The organism is Micromonospora sp. HM134 (assembly GCF_007833915.1).
In the GTDB taxonomy this organism is placed as follows: domain Bacteria; phylum Actinomycetota; class Actinomycetes; order Mycobacteriales; family Micromonosporaceae; genus Micromonospora; species Micromonospora wenchangensis.
Genome location: NZ_CP041061.1, coordinates 539,532 through 563,229, shown reverse-complemented (window position 1 = coordinate 563,229; position 23,698 = coordinate 539,532). Strand labels below are relative to the sequence as shown.

The following is a 23,698-nucleotide window of genomic DNA, read 5'->3' as shown; positions in this document are numbered from 1 at the left end:
CCACCGCACCCCGTCGTCCGCACCCCGTCGTCGCGCCGGGCAGGCGTCGGCCGGGGTCGACTCGGGTAACCACCTACGGGTACGGGGTCACCGGATCACCCTCGGGACGGAGGGCACGGTGGCCGCCCCTTCCTACCGTGGAATGCAGCGCGGCGGATCGCCGCAGAGTGGGAGTACGACGATGAGTCGCAAACTGGTCCGACCCCGCGAGGGGCGCATGCTCGCCGGTGTCTGCGCCGGCCTGGCCCGCCGGTTCAACACCTCGGCCACCCTGGTCCGGCTGCTGTTCCTGCTGTCGCTGCTGCTGCCCGGCACGCAGGTGATCGTCTACCTGGTGCTGTGGATCCTGATGCCCAACGAGGACCGCTACGCCACCACCAGCTACTGACCGCGCCGGGCGTCCCCCGGCGGGATTGCGCCCGGCGATCAAGAGGTTTGCGTCAACTTGAAGATCAAGACTGACGCAAACCTCTTGATCACCAAGACCGCCGTCGCACCCCCTACAGCGCCACCGCCTCGCGGCCCCGGGGCCGCGAGGCGGTGGCGCTTCGGGTCAGGAGGCCGTGTAGGTGATGGTGATCTTCTCGTAGCCGAGCGAGCGGAGCAGGCCCTCCAGCATCTTGCGGGTGTTCTCCTCGGCGCGCTGGGCCAGGCCGCTGTCCCGGGCCGCCGTGGTGATCCGCTCCTCGGCCATCCGGTAGACCTGCTGCTGCCGGTTGGGGTCGCCCTTGACCAGGTCACCGATCCGGTTGAACAGGCCGCGCTCCTCGGCGAAGACGTAGCTCTTGTCCATGTCGAGGTTGGTCTCGCCGAGCTGCGGCGCGGGCAGCTTGATCTCGACGGACTTGCCGTCGGCGGACGGCACCACCGCCCCCTCGCCGATCTTGCCGAAGTCGACGTACGCCTCGACGCTGCCCGCCCCGACGAACAGCGTCCGCTGGTTGAGCAGGAACTCCGGCACATTGTTGCGGTCGTTCTGGAGGTCGACCACGACCTGGAAGTTGCCCTCGGCCGCCACGTAGCGACTCAGATCCTGGATCGACTTGAGCAGCGGCGGCTGGCTGCGGTCGGTCTGTTCCTTGGCGAACGGGTTGCGGAAGTCCGGGAAGATCCCGGTCACCTGCGTGCCGAGCAGCACCACCACGACCAACGCCGCCGCGCCGAGCACCCAGAGCAGCCCCCGGGCCGGGCCGCCACCCGAGCGGGGCGGGTCGGTCGGCGGGGTGTCGGGGTCGACCGGGTCGCCCGACCGGGTGCGCAGTGTGTCGGCGGTCGGGTAGCCGGGGAACTCACTCTGGGGGGTTTCACCGTCGCGGGCCATCGCCCTCACCGTCCTCGTCAGACACGTACCTCTGTCGATGACGGTACGGCCACCGTACGACGCGCGCGCGGCGAGCGACCCGAACGGGTGACGGGCGGTCGTCAGCCGAAAGCCGACAACCCGGTCAGCCGCTGCCCGACGACCAGTTGGTGGATCTCGGAGGTGCCCTCGTAGGTGAGCACGCTCTCCAGGTTGTTGGCGTGCCGCATCACCGGGTACTCGCCGGAGACCCCGTTCGCGCCGAGGATCGTCCGGCACTGCCGGGCGATCGCCAGCGCCTCCCGCACGTTGTTCAGCTTGCCCACGCTGACCTGGTCCGGCCGCAGCGTGCCCGCGTCGGCCAGCCGGCCCAGGTGCAGGGCGAGCAGCAACCCCTTGTTCCACTCCACGGCCATGTCGGCGAGCTTGGCCTGGGTGAGCTGGAAGCCGGCCAGCGGACGGCCGAACTGGGTCCGGGTGCCGGCGTAGGACAACGCCGTCTCCAGGCAGTCCCGGGCCGCGCCGAGCGCCCCCCAGACGATGCCCTGCCGGGCCTCGGTCAGGCAGCTCAGCGGTGCCCGGAGCCCGACCGCCCCGGGCAGCAGGGCGTCCGCCGGCAGCCGCACCCCGTCGAGGGCGATCTCGCCGGTCACCGAGGCCCGCAGCGACATCTTGCGGCGGATCTCGCGCGCCGTCACCCCGGGGGTGTCCATCGGTACGAGGAAACCCCGCACCCCCTCGTCGGTACGCGCCCAGATCACCCCGACGTCGGCGATCGGCGCATTGGTGATCCACATCTTCGCGCCGTCGAGAATCCAGTCGTCGCCGTCGCGGCGGGCCCGGGTGGTCATCGAGGCCGGGTCGGAGCCGTGGTCGGGCTCGGTCAGCCCGAAGCAGCCGATCGCCTCACCGGCGGCCATCGCGGGCAACCAACGCTGCTTGTGCTCCTCGCCGCCGAAGCGCCAGACGGCGTACATGGCCAGCGAACCCTGCACCGACACCAGGGAGCGGACGCCGGAGTCGCCGGCCTCCAGCTCCAGGCAGGCCAGCCCGTACGCGACCATCGAGGAACCGGCGCAGCCGTACCCGGTCAGGTGCATGCCGAGCAGGCCGAGGCGGCCGAACTCGCGGGCCAGTTCCCGGGCCGGTACGTCGCCGTCCTCGTACCAGCCGGCGACATGCGGGCGGACCCGGTCGTCGACGAGCCGGCGGACGACGGCCCGGATCTGACGTTCCTCCTCGCTGAGCGAGGCGTCGACGTCCAGCAGGTCCAGCGGGGTGCCCATGGCCGCCACCTTAACGACTGCTCAGGCGGGCGTCACTCGGGCTGGCCGTTGTAGACCAGCACCCGGGCGTGGATCTGGTTGCGCTGCTGCAACGCCGCGCGCAACGCCCGGTGCAGGCCGTCCTCCAGGTAGAGGCCGCCGTTCCACTGCACCACGTGCGGGAACAGGTCGCCGTAGAAGGTGGAGTCCTCGGCGAGGAGCTTGTCCAGCGCCAGCTCGCGCTTGGTGGTGATGAGCTGGTCCAACCGCAACGGGCGGGGCGGGATCTCCGCCCACTGCTTCAACGTCAGGTTGTGCTCCGGATAGGGACGCCCGTCCCGGACCGCCTTGAAGATCACGGCACGCTCCCCTCCCCGTGGTCGGGCCGACCCTCGGCGTGGTGCCGGGTCACGCCGAGCTGCCGCACCGTGCGGCACCGATCACGGTGCCAGCCTATCCGCCCCCGCCACACCGCGTTCTGCTCCCCGTTGTCGGTTTCCGTCGCCCCGGCACCCCACCGCGCAGGGTACGAACCGGCATCAACTCCACCGGCCGCGCCGGACCACCTCGTCCACCGGCCGACGCCCCCGCCGCAGCGACGGTGACCGATGGTCAACCGCCCGATAACCTATCGTGACCGCGCCGATCGGGTGGTACTCCCCCGGCACCCCGAACGCCTCCCGGTACGCCGCCAGCCGGTCGGGGGGAATGCCGAAGAAGCACGCCCCCAGCCCCTCGTCCACGGCGGTGAGCAGCATCAGCAGCGCGGCGAAGCCGGTGTCGACGTACCAGTAGGGCACCGGCCAGCGGTCCTCCGAACGGTCCACCCAGCCCTTGTCCGGCTCGGCGTACCGCTCCAGGTAGGCCGAGCGGTTGGCATGCGGCACCACGATCAGCGGGGCCCGGCGCATCCCGGCCAGCCACCGGTCCCGCCCACCACCGCCGGGCGTGGCCGCCGCCCAGAACCGGTCCCGGTCCGCCGGCTCCTCCAGCACCAGGAAACCCCAGCCCTGGGCGAAGCCGGCCGACGGCGCCCGGACCGCGTGGTCCAGCAGCCGCTGCACCACCTCCGGCGGCACCGGACGGTCCGGGTCGTAGTTACGCACCATCCGGCGACGCCGGACCACCTCGCCGAACTCCATGCTCAGACCCCGGGCCGGATGCCCCAGGTGCCCCGCCAGGTCTCCCCCGGGGCCAGCGCGATCACGTCCCGACCGGACCGGAACGCGTCCGGCGGGCAGGTCATCGGCTCCACCGCCACCGACCGGCGGTGCCGCTCGCCGGTCAACGCGTCACCGGTGAACACCTGCCACCAGCCGAACTGCCGGTCAGCCCACAGGCGCACCCCGTCCGCGTCGTCCGGGGCGGTCAGGGTCACCGACGAACCACCGTCGTCGTCCCGGATCACGTCGCCGAAGCAGAGGTCGAGCTGCGCGTCGCCGATCGGCCGGGCGGTGGTCCAGTCGTACTCGGTGCCGGCCACCGGGGTCGCCCCGATCGGCAGCAGCCGGGCGTCGACCTGGAGCCGGCTGCGGGCCGGCAGCCGCATCGTCAGGTCGTCCACCGCGACCCCGGCCAGCCGCAGGTACGGGTGCACGGAGAACCCGAAGGGCGCGGCCTCGGCCCCGGTGTTGGTCACCTCGTGCTCGCCGCGCAACCCGTCGGCCCCCACGCTCCACCGGGTCCGCAGCCGCAGCGACCACGGGTAGCCGGGGGTCGGCGGCAGGTCGTAGCCGAGGGTCAGCGCGTCGGCCGACTCCTCGACCGGCTGCCAGCGCACCCAGTTGACCAGGCCGTGCAGGGCGACCCCCCGGGCCGGCTCGGTCAGGTCGAGCTGCAACGACCGGCCGCCGAAGGAGTACTGGCCGTCCCTGATCCGGTTCGGCCAGGGGGCCAGCACGTGCCCGGCGCTACCGGGGCTGATCTCGTCCTCGGCGTACCCGTCGAGGTAGTCGACCCCGTCCCGCCGGTAGGTCCGTACCCCACCGCCGACCTCGACGATGACGGCCTCGTGGCCGTCGGCGGCGATGGTCCACTGTGTCCCCGAGGGCGGGCGGTGCGCAGCGTTGTCCATGCCGTGACCTTAGTCCGTGCCCCGGGCCGCCCACCGGACCCGGCGCACCCGTCCCAGCGGGCGCGGGAGTCAGCCGCGCCCCTGCGCCGCCGCGCCCGCCCGGTAGCGCAGCAGGGCCGGGAAACTCACCACCAGCAGCACCGCCAGCCCGGCCGAGAGCAGCCCGCCGGCCACCCAGGCGACCGAGCCACCGAACCCGGCGGCCATCGCCCCGGCCCGCAGGTCGCCCAGCCGGGGCCCGCCGGCCACCACCACCGTGTTCACCCCCTGGAGCCGACCGCGCATCCGGTCCGGCGCGTAGACCAGCAGCATCGACTGCCGCAGCACCGCACTGACCAGGTCCGCCGCCCCGGCCACCGCGAGCAGCAGCACCACGAGCCAGAGCTGCCGGGCCAGCCCGGCCGCCGCGATGGCCAGCCCCCAGCCGACGACCGCCACCACCAGGGCGAGCCCCTGCCGCCGCAGCCGGCCGATCCAGCCGGAGGTCAGCCCGCCCAGCATCGCGCCGATCGCGATGGCGCTGTAGAGCCACCCCACCGCCGCCCCGCCGCCGAACCGTTCCTGCGCCACCTCGGGGAAGAGCGCCCGGGGCATGGCCAGGATCATCGCGATCAGGTCGATGGCGAACGAGGAGAGCAGCACCGGCGTGGTGGCCAGGTAGCGGAACCCGTCGAGGATGCCGGCCAGGCCACCCCGGCGCACCTCCCCCTCGGCCGGTGGGGCCGGAGGCATCGCGGGCAGCCGTACCGTCGCCACCACCAGCGCGGTGAACAGCAGGGCGTCGGCCGCGTACGCCACCGGCAGCCCGGCGTCGGTGCCGAGCCCGGCGAACACCAGACCGGCGGCGAGCGGGCCGGCCACCGACGCGGCGGTGAAGGTGGTGTAGTTCAGGGTGCTGCCCGCCGGGACCAGTTCGGGTGGGAGCAGCCGGGGGAGGATCGCCGACCGGGCCGGCGAGCTGATCGCGAACGCGATCGAGTGCACCGTCACCAGCGCCAGCAGCAGCACCGGGCTGCCGAAACCGGACAGCGCGTGGCCGAGCAGGCCGAGTACCGACAGCCAGAGCAGCGCCGAGCCGACGAGCAGCACCCGCCGCCGGTCCCGGGCGTCGGCCACCGCCCCGCCCCAGAGGCCGAAGACCAGCAGCGGCAGGAAACCGGCCACCCCGAGCAGCCCGACCCAGAACGAGTCCCGGGTCAGCGCGTACATCTCCACCGGCACGGCGACCGCGGTGAACTGGAACCCGAACATCGCCACCGTGTTGCCGAGCCACATCCGGCGGAACGCGGGGACCCGCAGCGGACGCAGGTCGATGGCCAGCCGACGGGCCCGACCCGTCCGGGCGGTCTCGACGGCGGTCACGGGGCCAGCCGCTCGACGACCCAGTCGCCCCCCTCGACCCGACGGAACCGCAGCCGGTCGTGCAGCCGCCCGGCCCGCCCCTGCCAGAACTCCACCGTCTCGGGGTGGACCCGGAACCCGCCCCAGTGCGGGGGCGCCGGGACCGGCGTGCCGGCCGGGAACCGCTCCGCCACCTCGCGGTACGCCTCCTCCAGCGCGGCCCGGTCCGGCACCACCGCCGACTGGGTGCTCGCCCAGGCCCCGAGCTGGGAGCCGCGCGGCCGGGAGGCGAAGTACGCCTCGGTCTCACCCCGCCCGACGTGCGTCACCCGACCGGTCACCACCACCTGCCGCTGCATCGGGAACCAGGGGAAGACCAGGCTGGCCCACGGGTTGTCGGCCAGTTCGGTGCCCTTGCGCGAGCCGTGGTTGGTGAAGAAGACGAACCCGTCCGGGTCGTACTCCTTGAGCAGCACGGTCCGGCCGCTGGGCCGACCGGCGGCGTCGGCGGTGCCGAGGACCGTCGCGTTCGGTTCGGGCAGGCCGGCGGCGACCGCGTCGGCGAGCCAGCGGCCGAACTGGGTGGGCCAGTCGGCGGCCAGATCCGTCTCGGAAAGCCCCAGGTCGGCGGCGTACTCGTGCCGCATGGCCGCCAGGGCGGGTGTGTCGCCCGTCACGTCGTCCTCCTCACGCCGGCCGTCCGCGTCCCGACGACGCTGGTCAGCCCACCGATCAGTCTCACGGAGCGCACCCCGGCGTCCAGCGGCGGGGATGTCGCGTGCAGCACAGTCGCAGCGGGTCGCGCGCTTGGTTACTCACCAGGCAAGATGACACGAACACATCCCTGAGGGTCGCCGTAGGTACCGGGCCGGACCGAGCCCGTGGCGGGCGCACCGAGCCAGAAGCCAGGAGACGACATGGCCGACTTCAAACCGGGCCTCGAAGGCGTCGTGGCCTTCGAGACCGAGATCGCCGAACCGGACCGCGAGGGTGGCGCGCTGCGCTACCGGGGCGTGGACATCGAGGATCTGATCGGCCAGGTCTCCTTCGGCAACGTCTGGGCGCTGCTGGTCGACGGGCGCTTCGGCCCCGGCCTGCCGCCCGCCGAGCCGTTCCCGGTGCCGGTGCACTCCGGTGACATCCGCGTCGACGTGCAGTCCGCGGTCGCCATGCTCGCCCCGTACTGGGGGCTCAGTCAACTGCTCGACATCTCCGACGCCCAGGCCCGCGCCGACCTGGCCCGGGTCTCGGTCACCGCGCTGTCCTTCGTCGCCCAGTCCGCCCGTGGGCTGGGTCTGCCGGCGGTGCCGCAGAAGGAGATCGACAAGGCGGAGACCATCGTCGAGCGGTTCATGAAGCGCTGGCGGGGCGAACCGGACCCGCGGCACGTCAAGGCCGTCGACGCGTACTTCATCTCGGCCGCCGAGCACGGCCTGAACGCCTCCACCTTCACCGCCCGGATCGTCGCCTCCACCGGGGCCGACGCGGCGGCCTGCATCTCCTCGGGTATCGGCGCGCTCTCCGGCCCGCTGCACGGCGGCGCGCCGTCGCGGGTGCTCACCATGCTGGAGGCCGTCGAGCGCAGCGGCGACGCCGAGGGGTACGTCAAGGGCGTCCTCGACCGGGGAGAGCGGCTGATGGGCTTCGGCCACCGCGTCTACCGGGCCGAGGACCCGCGCGCCCGGGTGCTCCGGCGCACCGCCCGGGAGCTGGGCGCACCGCGCTTCGAGGTCGCCGAGGCGCTGGAGAAGGCCGCCCTGGCCGAGCTCCAGGCCCGCCGCCCGGACCGCGTCCTCGCCACCAACGTCGAGTTCTGGTCGGCCGTGGTGCTCGACTTCGCCGAGGTGCCGGCGCACATGTTCACCTCGATGTTCACCTGTGCCCGGATGGGCGGCTGGTCGGCGCACATCCTGGAGCAGAAGAAGCTCCAGCGGCTCGTCCGGCCGTCGGCCCGCTACGTGGGGCCGGGCACCCGCAAGCCGCAGCAGGTCGAGGGCTGGGACGCCATCCCGCACGGCGTCTGAGCACACGTGCTCCGTGAGGGGCGTCGACCGGCCGGTCGACGCCCCTCACGCGTGGCCGACCACCCGCCCCCGGTGTGTCCGACGCCTCAGCCCCGGGCCTGGGACCAGCCGGCATCCGGGCCGCCACGGGTGCGAGGATGAAGGCCGGCAGTGTCGCCGGACCAGGCCCGGACCCGGCCACGTCGTGCGCCAACGCGCGTCCGCCGCGGCTCCGCGCCCGTTGAAGGGCCCGCCCTCGCCCATGCGGAAGGATCGAGAAAACCGTGGCTGACGCACCGACCATCCGGATTCCCGACGACATCAAGCCCGCCGACGGGCGGTTCGGCTGCGGGCCGTCCAAGGTCCGTCCGGCGGCGGTCTCCGCGCTCGCCGACGTGGCGACCAGCTTCCTGGGCACCTCGCACCGGCAGCAGACCGTCCGGGCCGAGGTCGCCCGGCTCCGCCGGGGCCTGGCCGAGTTCTTCTCCCTCCCCGAGGGCTACGAGGTGGTCCTCGGCAACGGCGGCACCACCGCCTTCTGGGAGGTCGCCACCTTCGGGCTGGTCCGCGACCGGGCCCAGTTCGCCAGCTTCGGCGAGTTCGGCGCCAAGTTCGCCAAATCGGTCTCCGACGCCCCGTTCCTCGGCGAGCCGACCGTGCGCAAGGCCGAGCCGGGCAGCGCCCCCCGCCTGGTCGCCGAGGCCGGGGTGGACGTCTACGCCACCCCGCACAACGAGACCTCCACCGGTGTCGCGGTGCCGATCGGCCGGGTCGCCGACGCCGACCCGGGCTCGCTGCTGCTGGTCGACGCCACCTCCGGGGCCGGCGGTCTGGACGTCAACGTCGGCGAGACCGACGTCTACTACTTCGCCCCGCAGAAGTGCTTCGGTTCCGACGGCGGCCTCTGGCTGGCCCTGATGTCGCCGGCCGCGCTGGAGCGGGCCACCGAGATCAAGGGCTCCGGCCGCTACATCCCGGCCTTCCTCGACCTGGTCACCGCGATCGACAACTCGCGGCTGGAGCAGACCTACAACACCCCGGCGCTGGCGACCATCTTCCTGGCCGCCGAGCAGACCGACTGGATGAACGCGCAGGGCGGCCTGAGCTGGGCGGCCAAGCGCACCGCCGAGAGCGCCGGGATCGTCTACGGCTGGGCCGAGCGGTCCGGGTTCGCCACCCCGTTCGTCACCGATCCGACGCTGCGCTCCAACGTGGTCGCCACCGTCGACTTCGCCGACGAGGTCGACGCCGCCGCGATCGCCAAGGTGCTGCGGGCCAACGGGATCGTCGACACCGAGCCGTACCGCAAGCTCGGCCGCAACCAGCTGCGGGTCGCGCTCTTCCCGGCGGTGGAGCCGTCCGACGTGGAGGCGCTCACCGCCGCCATCGACTACGTGGTCGAGCGGCTCTGATCACACCCGTCACCGTGGGTGGTCGCAGCGGCTGCTGCGGCCACCCACTGTGATCATTGCCGCAGCTCAGTCGCGACATGCGGATTCACCTCCCCCACCTGTGGGCAGATGGGCGTACGGTGGTGCGAGGACGCCCGGGTGGCCGGCTCGTGGCGTGACGGCCAGCGAAGCGGGACGGAGGCTACGCCATGCGCCCAGTACGCTTCGTCGCCCTCTCCGAGGACGGCCAGGCGCTGGTGCTCGCCGACGAGGTCGGGCGCCTGCTCGCCCTCCCGATCGACGAACGCATCGCGACCGTGCTGCACGCCGAGCCCGGTACGCCGCCGCTCGCCGTCGTTCCGGTCGGGGCCGATCCGACCCCGTCACTGTCCCCCCGGGACATCCAGGCCCGCATCCGCTCCGGTGAGTCCGCCGAGGACGTCGCCCGGATCGCCGGCGTCCCCGTCGACCGGGTGCTGCGCTACGCCGGCCCGGTGCTCCAGGAACGGGCCATGCTCGCCCAGCACGCCCGGCGCACCCGGCTCAAGGGCGCCGAGAAGGCCACCCCGCTGGCCGAGGTGGTCAACGGCCGGCTGGCCCAGCACGGCATCGACACCGAGAAGATCTCCTGGGACGCGTTCCGGCGCGACGACGGCACCTGGCGGATCATCGCGACCTGGCCGTCCGGCAAGGCCACCGCGCAGGCCGTCTGGGATCTCGACAAGCTCCGGCAGAACGTCACCCCGCACGACGACATGGCGCAGTACCTGTGCGCCGAGCGTCCCACGCCGATCCTCGGCCAGGAGCCGGCGCCGGAGCGGGGCGGTCACGCGCTGCCCGGCCCGTCGCGCGGCGAGCCGAGCCGGGGCGGGCACGGCCTGCCGGCCGCCAGCGAGCAGGCCCGGCCGGGCCGGGACCCGATCCGGGCCGGTCGGGACGCCCTGCTCGCCTCGCTGGACCGGCCGCTCGGCGGCACCTCGGGGCGGGGTCTCGACCCGCGTTCCCCGGCTGCCCTGGCCGGCTCCGACGCCCCCCGTCAGCGGGCCGTGGGCGGTGGGGCCGCCGCGCTGCTCGGCGGTGGGCAGGGTTCCGCCTTCGACGACGACTCGGACGCGCCGAAGGAGGTCCCGGCCGTACCGTCGCTGGCGGTGCTCCGGCCGCGTCGCACCGGCGGGGCTGCGGCTGCCGCCGGCGGCGAGGCGACGGACGCCTCGGGCAAGCCGCGTAAGCGCCTCCCGAGCTGGGACGACGTCCTGTTCGGCAGTGGCCCGGCGGCCCGCGAGTCCTCCTGACCCGGGGCTCCACCCGGGCAGTGCACGGCGGCGTTCCGCCGCGCGTGTCAGGGTGGGGTCATGGAGTACACGAATCTGGGACGCACCGGCCTGTCGGTGAGCCGGCTCTGCCTCGGCACGATGAACTTCGGGCCGCAGACCTCCGAGCCGGACAGCTTCGCCATCATGGACCGGGCGCTCGAACACGGCATCAACTTCTTCGACACCGCCAACGTGTACGGCTGGCAGACCGGTGAGGGGATCACCGAGCAGATCATCGGCCGCTGGTTCGCCCAGGGCGGGGGCCGGCGGGACAAGGTCGTCCTGGCCACCAAGGTCTACGGCAAGATGGGCGAGTGGCCCAACGACCAGGGCCTCAGTGCCCGGCACATCGTCCGGGCCTGCGAGGACTCGCTGCGTCGGCTCCAGACCGACGTGATCGACCTCTACCAGATGCACCACGTCTCCCGGAGCACCCCGTGGGAGGAGATCTGGCAGGCGATGGAGACCCTGGTCGCGCAGGGCAAGGTGATCTACGTCGGGTCGTCCAACTTCGCCGGTTGGCACATCGCCCAGGCCCAGGCCGCCGCCGGGAAACGCAACTTCCTCGGCCTGGTCGCCGAGCAGTCCATCTACAACCTGCTCACCCGGCACGTCGAGTTGGAGGTGATCCCCGCCGCGCAGCACTACGGGCTGGGGGTCATCCCGTGGTCGCCGCTGCACGGCGGGCTGCTCTCCGGGGTGCTGCGCAAGATGGCCGAGGGCGGTGCCGCGCGGGGTGCCGCCGGTCGCGCCGCCGACGGGCTCGCCGCGCACCGGCCGGCCATCGAGGCGTACGAGAAGTTCTGCGCGGAGCTGGGTCGGGACCCGGCCGACGTGGCGTTGGCGTGGCTGCTCTCCCGGCCCGGGGTGACCGCCCCGATCATCGGCCCGCGTACGGTGGCGCAGCTCGACAACACCCTGGGTGCGCTCTCGGTGGAGATCGACGAGGCGACGGAGCAGCGGCTCGACGAGCTGTTCCCGCCGGTCGGCAACGGCGGCCCCGGCCCGGAGGCCTGGGCCTGGTGACCCGGACGCCGCCCTGACCGGGCTGTTCGATCGCGCCGGGCCGACGCTCCCGCCGGGTGCCCCCGGCTCGTGATGATCAACTCAACGGGGGCGATGTGGCGGTGTCCGAGCGCCAGGTCACCGCTATGTCGCCCCCGTCGCGCCGGGGCAGCGCGTCCAGGCGGCGCGGTCACAGGGGCCAGGTGGTCAGGTGGGTGTGGTGGGGGCCGGGGCGGCTGTGGACCAGCACCAGGCCGGTGGCCGGCCACGGGGGGCCGAGGTAATCGTCGAGGGCGAGCCGGTCCGCCTCCACCTCGGACGGGGCGAGCCGGTCACCGGGGCGGGCCACCGTCAGGTGCGGGCGAAACGGCTTCCCGTCGTACGGCAGACCGGCCCGGTCCAGCTCGGCGCGGATCAGCCGGGCCAGGGTACGCAGCGCCGGCACCTCCCCCAGCACGTCCACCCAGAGCACCGTGGAGCGTCCCTGCCCGAAGCAGCCCCCGCCGCCCAGCCGCAGCCGGGGCGGACCGGTCCACCCGGCGCGGGCGGTCCCGGCCGCCGCCGCGAGGGCACCCTGGACCTCGGGCAGTCGACCGGGTGCCACCTCGCCGAGGAAGGCCAGCGTGACGTGCAGGTGCGCCGGCTGCGCCAGGCGTACGTCGAGGCCGGCGGCGGTGGCCGCACCCACCCGCAGCCGGGACACCCGGGCGGTGAGGTCGGCGACGGCGGACGGTGGCGGGTAGACCGCGACGAAGAGTCTCACGCCCGCCGGTCACGGGGGCGGCGGTCGGCGCGGGTGGCCGGCAGCACGAGCCCCGCCCGGGCGAGCAGGCCCTCGACCCGGACCCGTTCGATCTCCCGGTCGACCCCGGTCAGCTCGGCCAGGTGCTCGGGGATCCCCAGCGCCCGGCAGGCCGCGCGGAGCCGGTCGTCGTACGCCTCGATCACCGAACTGTGCCAGACCACCGAACGGCCGCCGGCGGCGAGCCGGTGCCGGCCGAGTCGGCGCAGGTCGGCGGCGAGGAGTTCGAGGGGGCGACGGTCGGCCCGGTCCAGCTCGGTCAGGTCGAGGTCGCGGGTGACCGGGTCGGTGGCGAGGGCCCGGTCGAGCCGGGCGATGGTACGGCGTTCCCGGCGGCGTTCCCGCCACTCGGCCCAGCCGCAGGCCACCCGGTCGAGGATCTCGTCGAAGCAGAAGACCAGGGCGAACGCCAACGGCACGCACGCCATGGCGAGGAACGCCAGTACCAGCGTCAGCGCGCTCCCGCCTGCCACACCTCGACGCTAAGGCCCGGCGGGGCCGCGCGCCACCGCTTTGTTGCTATCTGAACGCTGTGCGTGTCCGCCCCCGGGCGGCACGGCACCGCTCACCGCCCGCTGGGGGTGAGCAGCCGGGGGCGGGACACCACGTAGAAGCGGGGCAGCGGCAGCACCCGGAAGCGCAGCCGGGCGCCGGAGCGGCGGAGCTGCCAGGTGAGCGCGAGCAGGGCGGTGGCCAGGGAGATGAGCCCACCCATCCAGATGCTCGCCCCGGCGCCGAAGGTCTCGGCGACCCAGCCGATGATCGGCGCGCCGACCGGGTTGGTGCCGAGGAACACCAGCACCCACAGGGCCATCACCCGACCCCGGAAAGCGGCGTCGGTGCCGAGCTGCACCCGCTGGTTGGCGGCCTGGGCGAAGAAGACCATGAAGAAGCCGGTCGGCAGGAGCAGGGTCACCACCAGCCAGTACGCCGGGGCGAGGCCGACCAGGGTGCCGAAGACCGCGCAGCCGACGGCCGCGCCGAGCACCAGCCAGACCGAGGGGCGGCTGCGCCGGCCGGTGCCGGCGAGCGCCCCGACCAGCGCGCCGACCGCCAGCGCCGTGCTGAACAGGCCGAACGAGGCGGCCCCGGTGTGGAAGACCGTCTTGGCCAGCGCGGCGAGGGTGAGCTGGAAGTTGAACAGCGACATCCCGATCACCGACATGACCACCATCGGCAGCAGCAGGTCGGGGCGGCTGCGGACGTAGCGCAGCCCGTCGACGACCTTCGCCGAGTCCCGCTCGCCGAGCGGGGGGAGTTCCTTGCGGCACAGCTCCGCCGGGCGCATCCGGACCACGTTGGCCAGCGGGGCGATGGAGCTGACGGCGGTGAACAGGAAGACCGGGCCGACGTCGAACGCGGCGATGGCCAGGCCGGCGACGGCGGGGCCGATGATCCGGGCCGAGTTGAACACGGCCGCGTTGAGCGAGAGCGCGTTGGGCAGCAGGGTGGTGCCGACGAGTTCGCTGACGAACGCCTGTCGGACCGGGGTCTCCACCGCGTTGGCGGTGCCGAGCAGCGCGGCGAACGCGAAGACGTGCCACAGCTCGACCAGGCCGGTGAGCACCAGCAGGCTCATCCCCAGCGCCAGCACCGTCCAGAAGGCGTTGGCGACGAAGAGCAGCATCCGCTTGTCGTACCGGTCGGCGAGGCGGCCGGAGAGCAGGGTGAGCAGCAGCACCGGGGTGAACTGCAGGGCCGTCACCACGCCGAGCGCGGTGGCGGAGTTGTCCGAAAGCTCAAGGACGAGCCAGTCCTGGGCGATGAACATCATCCAGACGCCGATCAGTTTGATCAGCTGTCCGGTGGCGAAGAGTCGGTAGTTGCGGACTCGTAGGGACTGGAACATCGTGCTCAGCTTCGCCTGCACTCTTGGTGCGCCTCCTCGGGCCGGGTACGCGTCATCGACGGCGGACGGCGCGGACCCGGTGGGGCGTCAGGCGCGGGCGAGCTGCTGGAGGATGTCGGCGGCCCGCCGTAGCGTGTCGCGTTCGTCCTCCGTGAGCGCGGCCAGCCGGCTGGCCAGCCATTCGTTGCGGGCCCGCTCGAACTGGTCGAGTACGGCCCGGCCTCCCTCGGTGGCCGCCAGGATGACCTGCCGGCCGTCGGTCGGGTGGGGGGTGCGCTGCACCAGGCCGCGCTCCTCCAGCTTCGCGACGATCTTGGTCATCGTCGGTGGCTGGACCCGTTCGACGTCGGCCAGTTCCCGGGGCGTCAGCGCACCCGCCAGCCGGAGGCTGGTGAGCGCGGAGAGCTGGGTGACCGTCAGGTCGCCGACCGGGCGGGCCTGCCGGACCCGCCGGTTGAGTCGGGTGATCGCATCACGCAGCTGGGGTGCCAGCTGCGCCGGTGGCACGCGGTTCGCCGTCACCGTCCGCTCCGTCACAGTCGTTAGCTTAACTAATGAGCCTGGCTAACGACATGCGATATGACCATGCTCACGAGGGGGAATGCCGCCGCCCCGGGCCGGGCAACCCCGACGGGTCACCCGGCCCGGAGGCCGACGGGTGGACTACAGCACCGCGGACTCGATCGGCCCACGCAGGAAGTACAGCACGAACAGCACCGCCACCGCGTAGAGCAGCGGATGGATCTCCCGCCCCTTGCCCTTGGCCAGCTTGAGCACCACGTAGCTGATGATGCCCGCGCCGATGCCGTTGGAGATCGAGTAGGTGAACGGCATCAGGGTGATGGTGAGGAACGCCGGGATCGCGATCTCGTAGTCGGTCCAGTCGATGGTCCGCACCGCGGTCATCATCAGGAAGCCCACCACCACCAGCGCCGTCGAGGCCGCCTCGAACGGCACCACCGTCGCCAGCGGCGACAGGAACATCGCCAGCAGGAACAGCGCGCCGGTGACCAGGTTGGCCACCCCGGTCCGGGCACCCTCCGCGACCCCCGAGGCACTCTCGATGTACGACGTGTTGCTGGAGACGCTCGCCGCGCCACCCGCCGCCGCGGCGATCGAGTCGACCAGCAGGATCTCCTTCGCCCGGGGCGGGGTGCCCTGCTCGTCGAGCATGCCCCCCTCCTGGCCGATCGCGACCATCGTGCCCATCGTGTCGAAGAAGTCCGTGATCAACAGGGTGAAGATGAACATCAGCGGGATCAGCCAGCCCGCCCGGCTCCACGAGCCCAGCACGTTGAAGTTGCCGAGCAGCGACAGGTCGGGGATGTCGACGATCCGCTCGGGCAGCTTCGGCACGTTCAACGACCAGCCGTGCGGGTTCGGCTTGTCGTCGACGAAGGACGGCCCCACCTTGGCGACCGCCTCCACGATGATCGCCAACACGGTCGAGGCCAGGATGCCGATCAGGATGGCGCCCCGGACCCGGCGTACCACCAGCACCAACGTCACCAGCAGGCCGACCACGAAGACCAGCATCGGCCAACTGACGATCTTGCCGTTGATGCCGAGGCCCACCGGCACGGTGCTGTTCGCCGCGTCCGGCACCCGCCTGACGAAACCGGCGTCGACCAGCCCGATGATGGTCAGGAACAACCCGATGCCCACCCCGATCGCGGTCTTGAGCTGCGTCGGGACCGAACGGAACACCGCCGTACGCAGGCCGGTGAGCACGAGGATCGCGATGAGCACACCCTCGATCACCACCAGCCCCATCGCGTCCGCCCAGGTCATCTGCGGGGCGATCTCGAACGCGACCAGCGCGTTCACGCCCAGACCGGCGGCCAGCGCCATCGGGAACCGCCCGACGACCCCCATCAGGATCGTCATCAGGCCGGCCACCAGCGCGGTCGCGGCGGCCAGCGCGGGAATGGAGAGCTTCTGGTCGTCACCGTCGGCGGCACCGCCCAGGATCAGCGGGTTCAGCACCACGATGTACGCCATCGTGAAGAAGGTAGCCAGGCCACCCCGTACCTCGCGGCTCATCGTCGAGCCACGGGCGGAGATCTCGAAGAACCGGTCGAAACCGTTCCGCGGGTGGGCGGGATCAGGGGGAATGCCGTTGTCCGGCGGCGCAATGGCCATCAGGTCCTCGCAGGTGATCTACCGTTGTCGCGCGCATCGTCCCAGATCAGCGGCGGGCCGGGAAGGTGCTTCGCGGTACGCTTCTGCCCGTGCCGCAGGAGCAACCACCCCGACCCGAGCCACTCGACCCGCCGATGGTCCCGTTCGCGGTGGCCGGGCTGATCGCCTGGGCGGTGGCCGGCCTGTTCCTGCTGGTCTTCTTCCGTGACTGGCTCACCGAACACGGCCACCAGGACTGGCTCTGGACCTGCCTGGCCGGTTTCCTGTGGGGCTTTCCCGGTCTGGCCACGATGATGCGGCACGACGCCCACCGCCGCCGCCGTCGGGAATCCGCCCCCCGGGGCTGACCGGTCGGTGGTCAGGCGGGGTCGGTCGACTCCACCGGTGCGGGCTCGTCGGCTGCGGACGCGCCGTCCACCGTCATCGACTCGACCGCGCTGTCGTCGTACACCGTCGGAAGCTCGTCGATCGCCGGCTCGGGGGTCTCCACCAGGGTCTCCGAGTGCGCGCCGCAGCCGTGGTCGGCGCTGACCACCCGACCGTCGTCGGGGGCGTAGAAGTTGCCGCAGGCCCCGAACGCCAGCCGGAGCGCGCCGGCCAGCGGCAGGTAGAAGCCGCAGGTGCCGCAGCGGGCCGACGCGGGGGCGGCGGTGGAGATCGCCGCCGACGGGCCGTGGTCACCGTCGTACCAGCGTTGGGCCGCCTCGGCGCGACCCTCCCGGGACAGCACCCGTGGACGGCCCAGGCCCAACTCCCAGGAGGTCTCCTCGACCGCCGGGTCGTCGGAGAGCAGGTAGCCGGGGGCGAGCCGGTCGTCGTCCGACGGGGTGGGCAGCAGGTCACCGGGGCCGAGGTCACCCGGCTGGAGACGTTCCTGCCAGGGCAGCCAGCCCGGCGCGAGCAGCGCGTCCGAGCCGGGCAGCAGCACCGTCTCACAGACGGTGACCTGCCGGCTGCGCGGCACCCGGGTGACCGTCACCGCCCAGCGCCAGCCCCGGTAGCCACCGAGCAGACATTCGAAGTAGTGGGTGACGACCCGGTCGCCCTCGGCGACGGCCCGCAGGTGGTCGCCGATGTCGGAGGGCTCCACCTCGGTGATGGCGTCGCGGGCCACCTCGACGGCGGCGGCGCAGACCTGGTCGAGGCGGGCGGCACGGGCGGGAGCGGGCCTGGTCACCCGACCATTGTTCCCCATGCGCGCCGCGCACCGACAGGCACTCCCCGAGTGAGTCTTCCCCCGTGGTGCGGCGTACCTGGAGCAGATGGGCAAGGATGGTGCACATGCCGCTGTTCTCCCGCTCCGGGTCGTCCGTACTGGGACGGACCGTCGGCACCGGCATCCGCGCCACCCGCCTGCTGCTGCGCGGCTCGGTCAACGGCGGGCGCTGGGTGACCCGCCGCGCCGGCTCGGCCCGCGCGCGGGGGGCCGGCGGCGAAGCCGGCATGGTTCGCCTGTTCGACCTGCACGCCGTCTCCTGCGCCGGCGACACGTTGATCGCCATCGGGTTGGCGGGGACCATCTTCTTCGACGTCCCGCTCGGCGAGGCCCGCAGCAAGGTCGCGCTCTACCTGCTGGTCACGATGGTGCCGTTCGCGATGCTGGCCCCCGTGGTCGGCCCGCTGCTCGACCATTTCCGGCACGGCCGCCGGTACGCGCTCGCCACCACCATGCTCGGCCGAGCCTTCCTCGCCTGGCTGATCTCCGACTACCTCGGCAGCCTCGGGCTCTATCCGGCCGCGTTCGGCGTGCTGGCACTCTCCCGGGCGTACGGCGTGGCCCGGTCCGCCGCCGTGCCCCGGTTGCTGCCGGAGGGGCTCGGGTTGTCCCAGGTGGGGGCGCGGGCCAGCGTCTACGGCACGGTGGCCGGGGCGCTGGTGGCACCGCTGGGGCTGGCGGCGTTCTGGTTCGGGCCGCAGTGGCCGCTGCGGGTCGCCTCGGTCATCTTCCTGGTCGGCATGGTGATCGCGCTGCGGCTGCCGCCCCGGGCGGACTCCGAGCCGCCCGAGCGGGTGCCCCGACCACTGCGGGCGCTGCGCCGCAAGGGCGACCGTCCGCTGGGTCGGGGGCGACCGGCGGGCCGGCTGGTGATCGCCACCCTGATCGGGGCGGCGGGGCTCCGCGCGCTCTACGGGTTCCTCCTGCTCTTCCTGGCGTTCGCGCTGAAGAAGGGGGACCTGACCAACGACCTGTTCGGCCGGGAACTCAACGACCAGGCGGCGCTGGGCATGATCGGCGGGGCGCTGGCGGTCGGTGGTTTCCTGGCCACCGCGGTCGGCACCCGGCTGCGCATCCACCGGCCGGCGGCGATCCAGTCCAGCACGATGATCATCGTGGCCGGGGTGGGCATCCTGACCGTGTTGAAGTTCTCGCTGCCGATGGTGGCGCTGTTCTGCCTGGTCGCCGCCCTGTCCAGCGGGATCGCCAAACTCGCCGTCGACGCCTCGATCCAGGAACGGATTCCCGAACGGCTGCGGGCCAGTTCCTTCGCCCACTCGGAAACCGTCCTGATGCTCGCCTTCGTCGCCGGGGGTGGGCTCGGCCTCGTCCCGTTCGAGGGTCGGATCGGCATCGCGGTCGCCGCCGGGGTGGGTGTCCTCGCCGCCGTCCGGGGAGTCGTCGTCGCCGGTCGGCTCCGCGCCCAGCGGCTGCTCGGCCGGCCGCTCACCGACGAGGAACTGGCCGCCCAGGACCAGGCCGACGCCGCCGACGCCGCGGCCCGTCGCGCCCGCCGCGACCCCGCCGACCCGGCGGCCCGAGCCGGCGGGGACGCCGCCGACCGACCGGGTGGCGACCGCGCCGACCTGACCACCGATCACCTGGCCGACAGCGCCGACGACGCGGCAGCCGAGGCGGCGGCCCGCGCCGCACCGACCTCACCGGCACCGAGCGGGGCGGGCGACTCCGGGCGTTCCGGCGACGGGCTGGCCCCACCCGGCTACCACATCTACCGGCCGTCCTCGGCCGTCCCGGGCAGCGGCAGCGGTGCCGACGACGACCAGCGACGGCAGTCACCGGGGTCGGTGTCGTGACGGGCCTGCTGGTGCTGACCGCCGTACCGGCCGAGGCGGAGGCCGTCCGGGCGGGGCTGACCGATCCGACGGTGACCGTCCGGGCGATCGGCGTGGGCCCGGCCGTGGCCGGTGCCACCACGGCCCGGATGCTGGCCCTGGCCGAGGCCGCCGGCCGCCCGTACCGGGCGGTGGTCAGCGCCGGGATCGCCGGCGGTTTCGCCGGCCGCGCCCCGGTCGGCGCCACGGTGCTCGCCTCCCGCAGCGTCGCGGCGGACCTCGGGGCCGAGTCCCCGACGGGCTTCATCCCCGTCGACGAACTGGGCATGCCCCCGGAGCTGCTCGGCGGCGGCCCCACCATCGACGTCGACCCGGTGCTGCTGGGCGCGCTGCGCGCCGCCCTCCCCCGGGCGGTCGTCGGGGCGGTGCTGACGGTCAGCACGGTCACCGGCACGGCCGCGAGCACCACCGCCCTGGCCGACCGGCACCCTGACGCGGTGGCCGAGGCCATGGAGGGGTACGCGGTGGCGGTCGCCGCCGCCCAGGCCGGCATCCCCTTCGCCGAGCTGCGTACCGTCTCGAACCCGGTCGGCCCCCGGGACCGCGACGGCTGGCGGATGCGGGAGGCGTTCGCCGCCCTGACCGAGGCGGCCCACGCGCTGTCCTGAGAGGCACCCGACAGCCCCGTGCCAGCGGACGCACAGCGGGTTGGCCGCCACGGTTTGCGCCGGTCGACGGCCGGGCGCTTACTCCGGTCGGGCGGCCGGGCGGTTGCGGCAATCGGGACGGCCGGGCGGCTACGGCGGTCGGGGCGCAGGGCCGGCCGGGCGTTTCAGGGTCATAGCGAGGGGACGAGCGGACGCGACCCGGAAACCGCAGGCCGACAGGAAGCGGATGGCGATGTGCTCCTCGACCACCGTGCGGACCAGGCCGATGCCCCTGTCGTCCATCCGCTGAGCCATGGCCGCCACCAACCGGTCACCGATGCCGATCCGGCGGTGCCCGGCCGCGACCAGCACCCCGTCGAGTACGAGTTCACGCGGCCAGTCCCAGTCGTCCCCATAAACCAGGTGCAGGTCACGCTCGTGGGCGCGCAACTCCCCCAAAAGGGTGCCGTCGGGCAGCTCGGCCACGAACCGCCAGGCCGTCGCAGGCCGCCCGTCACCCTCCACCCACCGGACCCTGACGTCCCGACGGACCCGATCCGCCGCCCGCCGCCGGTCCCGGTGGCCCCGATTCCGTTCGTACGCCGCCGGCGGCAACCGCAGCGGCCACAGCGGGGGCGGCAGGTTGTACCAGTCCGCCCACCAGGCACCCGGCCAGTCCTTCGGCTCCCGCACCGGCCAGACGTCGAGGTGGGCCGGATAGCGCCGCCCGGCGGTGTCCCGCAGTTCGTCGTGCGGGACCGGCGGCAGCGCACAGGTCACCTCGGCGGCCGACACCGCGGTCGGAGCTGTGGCCGGGGCCACCGACGACGCAGGCCCGGCCGGCAGTGCGACCGTCAGAGTCCCACCGACCGCCCGCACCAGGCGCTCGACCGTGTGGAACCGTGGGTCGGTCGCCCTGCCGGACTCGATCCGGGCAATGGTCGCCTGGGGCACCCCGGAACGCCGGGCCAGCTCCCGCTGGCTCAGGTCGGCCTCACGGCGCAGCGCCCGGACCGTCCGGCCGAGGTCGGCCAGCGGGGCATCCTCCGTCGTCACCCCGCCATGCTCCCGTTGCGTAAGCGCGGTTTCAACAGCCCCACCCCGGGCTGTGGATAACCCTGTGGAAACCCGCCGGAGCTGGGGACAGGGTACCGAGGTCACATCCTTTCGAGCTGATGACCTCACCGAATCACCCGACCACCGGGCCACCCGACCACCCGACCACCCGACCACCCGACCACCGGGCCACCGGGCCACCGGGAAGCCAACCACCAGGCGGGGCGGATGCCCAGACTCGGGAGCCGGTTCCTGAATCGCTGACGCCGTCAGATCGAAAGGACGCGTAGGAGTACTCCCCACCCCGCCCGGGCCTGCCCGGAACTCGACCCCGACCTACCCTGCGGAACGGCCGGGAGCATGGCCAGCGGCCCCGCCCACGCCGGGTCGGGCTACGTCACGCCGGGCCGGGCCGGGCCGGGCCACGTCACGCCGGGCCGGGTCGGGTCGGGCCGGGCCACGCCGGGCCGGGGCACAGCAGCCCCGGCCACAGCCGGCCGTCGACGGGACGAATGTCGTCGGCAGGGGGCGGGGTCACATCGGGGCGGGCGCGGCGGGAGGACGGTCGGGAGCGGGGCTACCGTGGAGGCGTGGCGCTCTCCCTGGCGATCTCGCCCTGCCCCAACGACACGTTCGTCTTCGACGCGCTGGTGCACGGCCGGGTGCCGGGTGCGCCGCCGGTCGAGGTGACCTTCGCCGACGTCGACGTCACCAACACCGCTGCCGAACGGGGTGCCTTCGATCTGGTGAAGGTCAGCTACGCCGCCCTCCCCTGGCTGCTCGACGACTACCACCTGTTGCCCTGCGGCGGTGCGCTCGGCCGTGGCTGCGGCCCACTCGTGCTCACCCGTGGGGAGGCCGACCGGGTCGACCTGAGCGGGGCCACGGTGGCGGTGCCCGGCGACCGGACCACGGCGTACCTGCTGTTCCGGCTCTGGTCGGTCGGACGGCCGCCGGCCCGGATCGAGATCGTCCCGTTCCACGAGATCATGCCGGGCGTCGCGGCCGGCCGGTACGACGCGGGGCTGGTGATCCACGAGGCCCGGTTCACCTACCACCGGCACGGGCTGACCGCGCTGGTGGACCTGGGCGAATGGTGGGAGGCCGACACCGGCCTGCCCATCCCGCTCGGGGCGATCCTGGCCCGCAAGGGCGCGGTCGACCCGGTGGCCGCCACCGGCTGGGTCCGCGAGTCGTTACGCCAGGCGTGGGCCGACCCGTCGGCCAGCCGGGAGTACGTGCTCGCGCACGCGCAGGAGATGGAGCCCGACGTGGTGGACCGGCACATCGGCCTCTACGTCAACGAGTTCACCGCCGACCTGGGGGACGCGGGGTTCGCCGCCGTGGAGGCGCTGCTGGGCCGGGCCGCCGACGCCGGGCTGGTGCCTCAGACCTCCAGCTCGCGGGCCACCGCGTGGACCAGCTGAGCGATCTTCTGCGCGGTCTTCTTGTCGGGGAACCGGCCCCGGCGCAGATCCGGCTGGACCTTCGCCTCCAGCACCTTGATCATGTCCTCGACCAGGCCGTGCAGTTCCTCGGCCGGCCGACGGCGCAGCTCGGCCATCGACGGCGGCGCGTCCAGCAGCTTGACCCCCATCGCCTGGGCACCGCGCCGGCTGTCCACCACGCTGAAGTCGACCCGTTGCCCACCCTTGAGGTCGGTGACACCCGCCGGCAGCGCGCCCTTCGGCAGGAACACGTCGCCACCCTCGTCGCTGGTGACGAACCCGTATCCCTTGGCCGCGTCATACCACTTCACTCGCCCCGTCGGCACCTTGGAGACCCCTGCTTCACTCGATACGTCTACTGCTCCAAGGCTAGCCCGATGATCCGGTCGAGCGCCGCCGGGAATCCGGTGAGGTCGTCGAGCACCACCTGTGCGCCGGCCGCGCGCAGGTCGTCCGCCGGGCAGGGGCCGGTGGCCACGCCCACGCCCGGGATGCCGGCCGCTCCGGCCGCCACCATGTCCGCCACGTGGTCACCGACGTAGAGCGCGGCACCGTGCTCCCGCAACGAGGTCGCCTTCTGCTCGGCGAAGAGGTCGCCGGCCAACTCGTCGACCGCCAGCCCGAGGTGGTCCAGGTGCAGCCGGGCCAACCGGCCGATCTTGGAGGTGACGACCATCACCCGTCCGCCGTGCGCGTGCACCGCGTCGACCGCCTCCCGGGCCCCGGGCATCGGCACCGACGGGGTGATCGCGTACGCCGGGTACAGCTCCCGGTAGAGCGTCACCGCCTCCTCGACCTGCTCGGCCGGGAACCAGTGGGCGAGTTCGGTGCGCAGCGGCGGGCCGAGCCGGGAGACCGCCAGCTCGGCGTCGACCGGCACGCCCGTACGGGCGGTGAGCGCGCGGTAGGCGGCGGCGATGCCGGGACGGGAGTCGATCAGAGTCATGTCGAGGTCGAACCCGACCATCAGCGCGGACATCCTGCGAAGGTACCCGGACAGGTCGCCCGAGCCGGACGTCCGGGCGGCGCGATCGGGCGGCAGCGGGCTAGCGT

General features: G+C 73.4%; 25 protein-coding genes. 9 read left to right on the top strand and 16 right to left on the bottom strand.

Translation table 11 applies throughout. The features are described 5' to 3' along the window. Positions 1 to 181: 181 nt before the first annotated feature. Entirely contained in the window at positions 182 to 388 is a 207-nt protein-coding gene (locus FJK98_RS02880; protein ID WP_088643568.1) for a PspC domain-containing protein, read from the top strand. A gap of 165 nt (positions 389 to 553) precedes the next feature. Here the strand turns inward: FJK98_RS02880 and FJK98_RS02875 are convergent, their stop codons facing one another. The 7 genes from FJK98_RS02875 to pdxH all read right to left on the bottom strand — a co-directional run bounded on the left by FJK98_RS02875 (position 554) and on the right by pdxH (position 6,627). After that, the gene (locus FJK98_RS02875) at positions 554 to 1,321 is read right to left on the bottom strand and encodes a DUF4230 domain-containing protein (protein WP_145917629.1); all 768 of its coding nucleotides are present in this window, start codon (positions 1,319 to 1,321) and stop codon (positions 554 to 556) included. Between the two features lie 101 nt (positions 1,322 to 1,422). Then, positions 1,423 to 2,586 carry an acyl-CoA dehydrogenase family protein gene (locus FJK98_RS02870; RefSeq protein ID WP_145917628.1) on the bottom strand — a complete coding sequence of 388 codons (1,164 nt, stop codon included), beginning with the start codon at positions 2,584 to 2,586 and terminating at the stop codon, positions 1,423 to 1,425. 32 nt (positions 2,587 to 2,618) lie between these two features. Further along, a complete protein-coding gene (locus tag FJK98_RS02865; protein ID WP_145917627.1) occupies positions 2,619 to 2,924 on the bottom strand; it encodes a type II toxin-antitoxin system VapB family antitoxin in 306 nt (101 codons plus the stop codon). A 180-nt stretch (positions 2,925 to 3,104) separates the two neighbouring features. Beyond that, positions 3,105 to 3,707, bottom strand: a complete 603-nt coding sequence (locus tag FJK98_RS02860) for a nitroreductase family protein (protein WP_145917626.1) — start codon at positions 3,705 to 3,707, stop codon at positions 3,105 to 3,107. Positions 3,708 to 3,709: 2 nt separating this feature from the next. Beyond that, on the bottom strand, positions 3,710 to 4,639 hold the full coding sequence (locus FJK98_RS02855; protein WP_145917625.1) for an aldose 1-epimerase family protein: 930 nt from the start codon (positions 4,637 to 4,639) through the stop codon (positions 3,710 to 3,712). Positions 4,640 to 4,708: 69 nt separating this feature from the next. Continuing rightward, a complete protein-coding gene (locus FJK98_RS02850; RefSeq protein ID WP_145917624.1) occupies positions 4,709 to 6,001 on the bottom strand; it encodes an MFS transporter in 1,293 nt (430 codons plus the stop codon). After that, the gene (gene pdxH, locus FJK98_RS02845; RefSeq protein ID WP_145922535.1) at positions 5,998 to 6,627 is read right to left on the bottom strand and encodes a pyridoxamine 5'-phosphate oxidase; all 630 of its coding nucleotides are present in this window, start codon (positions 6,625 to 6,627) and stop codon (positions 5,998 to 6,000) included. Before pdxH ends, FJK98_RS02850 begins: the two co-directional genes overlap by 4 nt. 270 nt (positions 6,628 to 6,897) lie before the next feature. Between pdxH and FJK98_RS02840 the strand changes: the two genes are divergently transcribed. The 4 genes from FJK98_RS02840 to FJK98_RS02825 all read left to right on the top strand — a co-directional run bounded on the left by FJK98_RS02840 (position 6,898) and on the right by FJK98_RS02825 (position 11,713). Next, on the top strand, positions 6,898 to 8,004 hold the full coding sequence (locus tag FJK98_RS02840) for a citrate synthase 2 (RefSeq protein ID WP_145917623.1): 1,107 nt from the start codon (positions 6,898 to 6,900) through the stop codon (positions 8,002 to 8,004). Between the two features lie 263 nt (positions 8,005 to 8,267). Then, positions 8,268 to 9,395, top strand: a complete 1,128-nt coding sequence (serC, locus tag FJK98_RS02835; protein ID WP_145917622.1) for a phosphoserine transaminase — start codon at positions 8,268 to 8,270, stop codon at positions 9,393 to 9,395. A 188-nt stretch (positions 9,396 to 9,583) separates the two neighbouring features. Next, complete coding sequence (gene sepH, locus FJK98_RS02830) at positions 9,584 to 10,666, top strand: septation protein SepH (RefSeq protein WP_145917621.1); 1,083 nt, start codon at positions 9,584 to 9,586, stop codon at positions 10,664 to 10,666. Between the two features lie 60 nt (positions 10,667 to 10,726). Continuing rightward, the gene (locus tag FJK98_RS02825; RefSeq protein ID WP_145917620.1) at positions 10,727 to 11,713 is read left to right on the top strand and encodes an aldo/keto reductase; all 987 of its coding nucleotides are present in this window, start codon (positions 10,727 to 10,729) and stop codon (positions 11,711 to 11,713) included. Positions 11,714 to 11,882: 169 nt separating this feature from the next. Here FJK98_RS02825 and thpR read toward each other — a convergent pair whose 3' ends face one another. The 5 genes from thpR to FJK98_RS02800 form a co-directional block, all read right to left on the bottom strand. Then, positions 11,883 to 12,455 carry an RNA 2',3'-cyclic phosphodiesterase gene (thpR, locus tag FJK98_RS02820; RefSeq protein WP_145917619.1) on the bottom strand — a complete coding sequence of 191 codons (573 nt, stop codon included), beginning with the start codon at positions 12,453 to 12,455 and terminating at the stop codon, positions 11,883 to 11,885. Continuing rightward, positions 12,452 to 12,967, bottom strand: a complete 516-nt coding sequence (locus tag FJK98_RS02815; RefSeq protein ID WP_370516990.1) for a hypothetical protein — start codon at positions 12,965 to 12,967, stop codon at positions 12,452 to 12,454. The genes thpR and FJK98_RS02815 overlap by 4 nt, the downstream gene beginning before the upstream one ends. Positions 12,968 to 13,059: 92 nt before the next feature. Continuing rightward, positions 13,060 to 14,364: an MFS transporter gene (locus FJK98_RS02810; protein ID WP_145917618.1), complete on the bottom strand. Its 1,305-nt coding sequence runs from the start codon at positions 14,362 to 14,364 to the stop codon at positions 13,060 to 13,062. 66 nt (positions 14,365 to 14,430) lie between these two features. Next, entirely contained in the window at positions 14,431 to 14,880 is a 450-nt protein-coding gene (locus FJK98_RS02805) for a MarR family winged helix-turn-helix transcriptional regulator (RefSeq protein WP_204925864.1), read from the bottom strand. A gap of 126 nt (positions 14,881 to 15,006) precedes the next feature. Further along, positions 15,007 to 16,485 (bottom strand): NCS2 family permease, encoded by a 1,479-nt coding sequence (locus FJK98_RS02800; RefSeq protein ID WP_145917617.1) that lies wholly within the window; start codon positions 16,483 to 16,485, stop codon positions 15,007 to 15,009. A gap of 89 nt (positions 16,486 to 16,574) precedes the next feature. Here FJK98_RS02800 and FJK98_RS02795 point away from each other — a divergent pair, with 89 nt between their 5' ends. Then, entirely contained in the window at positions 16,575 to 16,832 is a 258-nt protein-coding gene (locus tag FJK98_RS02795; protein ID WP_145917616.1) for a DUF2530 domain-containing protein, read from the top strand. 11 nt (positions 16,833 to 16,843) lie between these two features. Here the strand turns inward: FJK98_RS02795 and FJK98_RS02790 are convergent, their stop codons facing one another. Further along, entirely contained in the window at positions 16,844 to 17,680 is an 837-nt protein-coding gene (locus FJK98_RS02790) for a DUF3027 domain-containing protein (protein ID WP_145917615.1), read from the bottom strand. 86 nt (positions 17,681 to 17,766) lie between these two features. Here FJK98_RS02790 and FJK98_RS02785 point away from each other — a divergent pair, with 86 nt between their 5' ends. Together FJK98_RS02785 and FJK98_RS02780 are read left to right on the top strand one after the other, a co-directional pair. Continuing rightward, a complete protein-coding gene (locus tag FJK98_RS02785) occupies positions 17,767 to 19,515 on the top strand; it encodes an MFS transporter (protein ID WP_370516988.1) in 1,749 nt (582 codons plus the stop codon). Continuing rightward, positions 19,512 to 20,162, top strand: a complete 651-nt coding sequence (locus FJK98_RS02780) for a futalosine hydrolase (protein ID WP_145917613.1) — start codon at positions 19,512 to 19,514, stop codon at positions 20,160 to 20,162. Before FJK98_RS02785 ends, FJK98_RS02780 begins: the two co-directional genes overlap by 4 nt. 129 nt (positions 20,163 to 20,291) lie before the next feature. On the opposite strand, the gene FJK98_RS02775 is transcribed toward FJK98_RS02780, so the two are convergent. Then, the gene (locus FJK98_RS02775; RefSeq protein WP_145917612.1) at positions 20,292 to 21,197 is read right to left on the bottom strand and encodes a GNAT family N-acetyltransferase; all 906 of its coding nucleotides are present in this window, start codon (positions 21,195 to 21,197) and stop codon (positions 20,292 to 20,294) included. 590 nt (positions 21,198 to 21,787) lie between these two features. On the opposite strand from FJK98_RS02775, the gene FJK98_RS02770 reads away from it, so the two are divergent. Beyond that, the gene (locus FJK98_RS02770) at positions 21,788 to 22,624 is read left to right on the top strand and encodes a 1,4-dihydroxy-6-naphthoate synthase (RefSeq protein WP_145917611.1); all 837 of its coding nucleotides are present in this window, start codon (positions 21,788 to 21,790) and stop codon (positions 22,622 to 22,624) included. Here the strand turns inward: FJK98_RS02770 and FJK98_RS02765 are convergent. Beyond that, positions 22,585 to 22,971 (bottom strand): cold-shock protein, encoded by a 387-nt coding sequence (locus FJK98_RS02765; protein ID WP_088643517.1) that lies wholly within the window; start codon positions 22,969 to 22,971, stop codon positions 22,585 to 22,587. The two genes, FJK98_RS02770 and FJK98_RS02765, sit on opposite strands and share 40 nt — an antisense overlap. Positions 22,972 to 23,000: 29 nt before the next feature. After that, on the bottom strand, positions 23,001 to 23,624 hold the full coding sequence (locus FJK98_RS02760; protein ID WP_145917610.1) for an HAD family hydrolase: 624 nt from the start codon (positions 23,622 to 23,624) through the stop codon (positions 23,001 to 23,003). Positions 23,625 to 23,698 lie beyond the last annotated feature (74 nt).

Excerpts from the sequence above, each read along its gene's own strand:
- FJK98_RS02880 (WP_088643568.1), top strand. The coding sequence starts at position 182 with ATGAGTCGCAAACTGGTCCGACCCCGCGAGGGGCGCATGCTCGCCGGT.
- FJK98_RS02875 (WP_145917629.1), bottom strand. The coding sequence starts at position 1,321 with ATGGCCCGCGACGGTGAAACCCCCCAGAGTGAGTTCCCCGGCTACCCG.
- FJK98_RS02870 (WP_145917628.1), bottom strand. The coding sequence starts at position 2,586 with ATGGGCACCCCGCTGGACCTGCTGGACGTCGACGCCTCGCTCAGCGAG.
- FJK98_RS02860 (WP_145917626.1), bottom strand. The coding sequence starts at position 3,707 with ATGGAGTTCGGCGAGGTGGTCCGGCGTCGCCGGATGGTGCGTAACTAC.
- FJK98_RS02855 (WP_145917625.1), bottom strand. The coding sequence starts at position 4,639 with ATGGACAACGCTGCGCACCGCCCGCCCTCGGGGACACAGTGGACCATC.
- pdxH (WP_145922535.1), bottom strand. The coding sequence starts at position 6,627 with ATGCGGCACGAGTACGCCGCCGACCTGGGGCTTTCCGAGACGGATCTG.
- FJK98_RS02840 (WP_145917623.1), top strand. The coding sequence starts at position 6,898 with ATGGCCGACTTCAAACCGGGCCTCGAAGGCGTCGTGGCCTTCGAGACC.
- sepH (WP_145917621.1), top strand. The coding sequence starts at position 9,584 with ATGCGCCCAGTACGCTTCGTCGCCCTCTCCGAGGACGGCCAGGCGCTG.
- FJK98_RS02825 (WP_145917620.1), top strand. The coding sequence starts at position 10,727 with ATGGAGTACACGAATCTGGGACGCACCGGCCTGTCGGTGAGCCGGCTC.
- FJK98_RS02800 (WP_145917617.1), bottom strand. The coding sequence starts at position 16,485 with ATGGCCATTGCGCCGCCGGACAACGGCATTCCCCCTGATCCCGCCCAC.
- FJK98_RS02790 (WP_145917615.1), bottom strand. The coding sequence starts at position 17,680 with ATGGGGAACAATGGTCGGGTGACCAGGCCCGCTCCCGCCCGTGCCGCC.
- FJK98_RS02785 (WP_370516988.1), top strand. The coding sequence starts at position 17,767 with ATGCCGCTGTTCTCCCGCTCCGGGTCGTCCGTACTGGGACGGACCGTC.
- FJK98_RS02760 (WP_145917610.1), bottom strand. The coding sequence starts at position 23,624 with ATGTCCGCGCTGATGGTCGGGTTCGACCTCGACATGACTCTGATCGAC.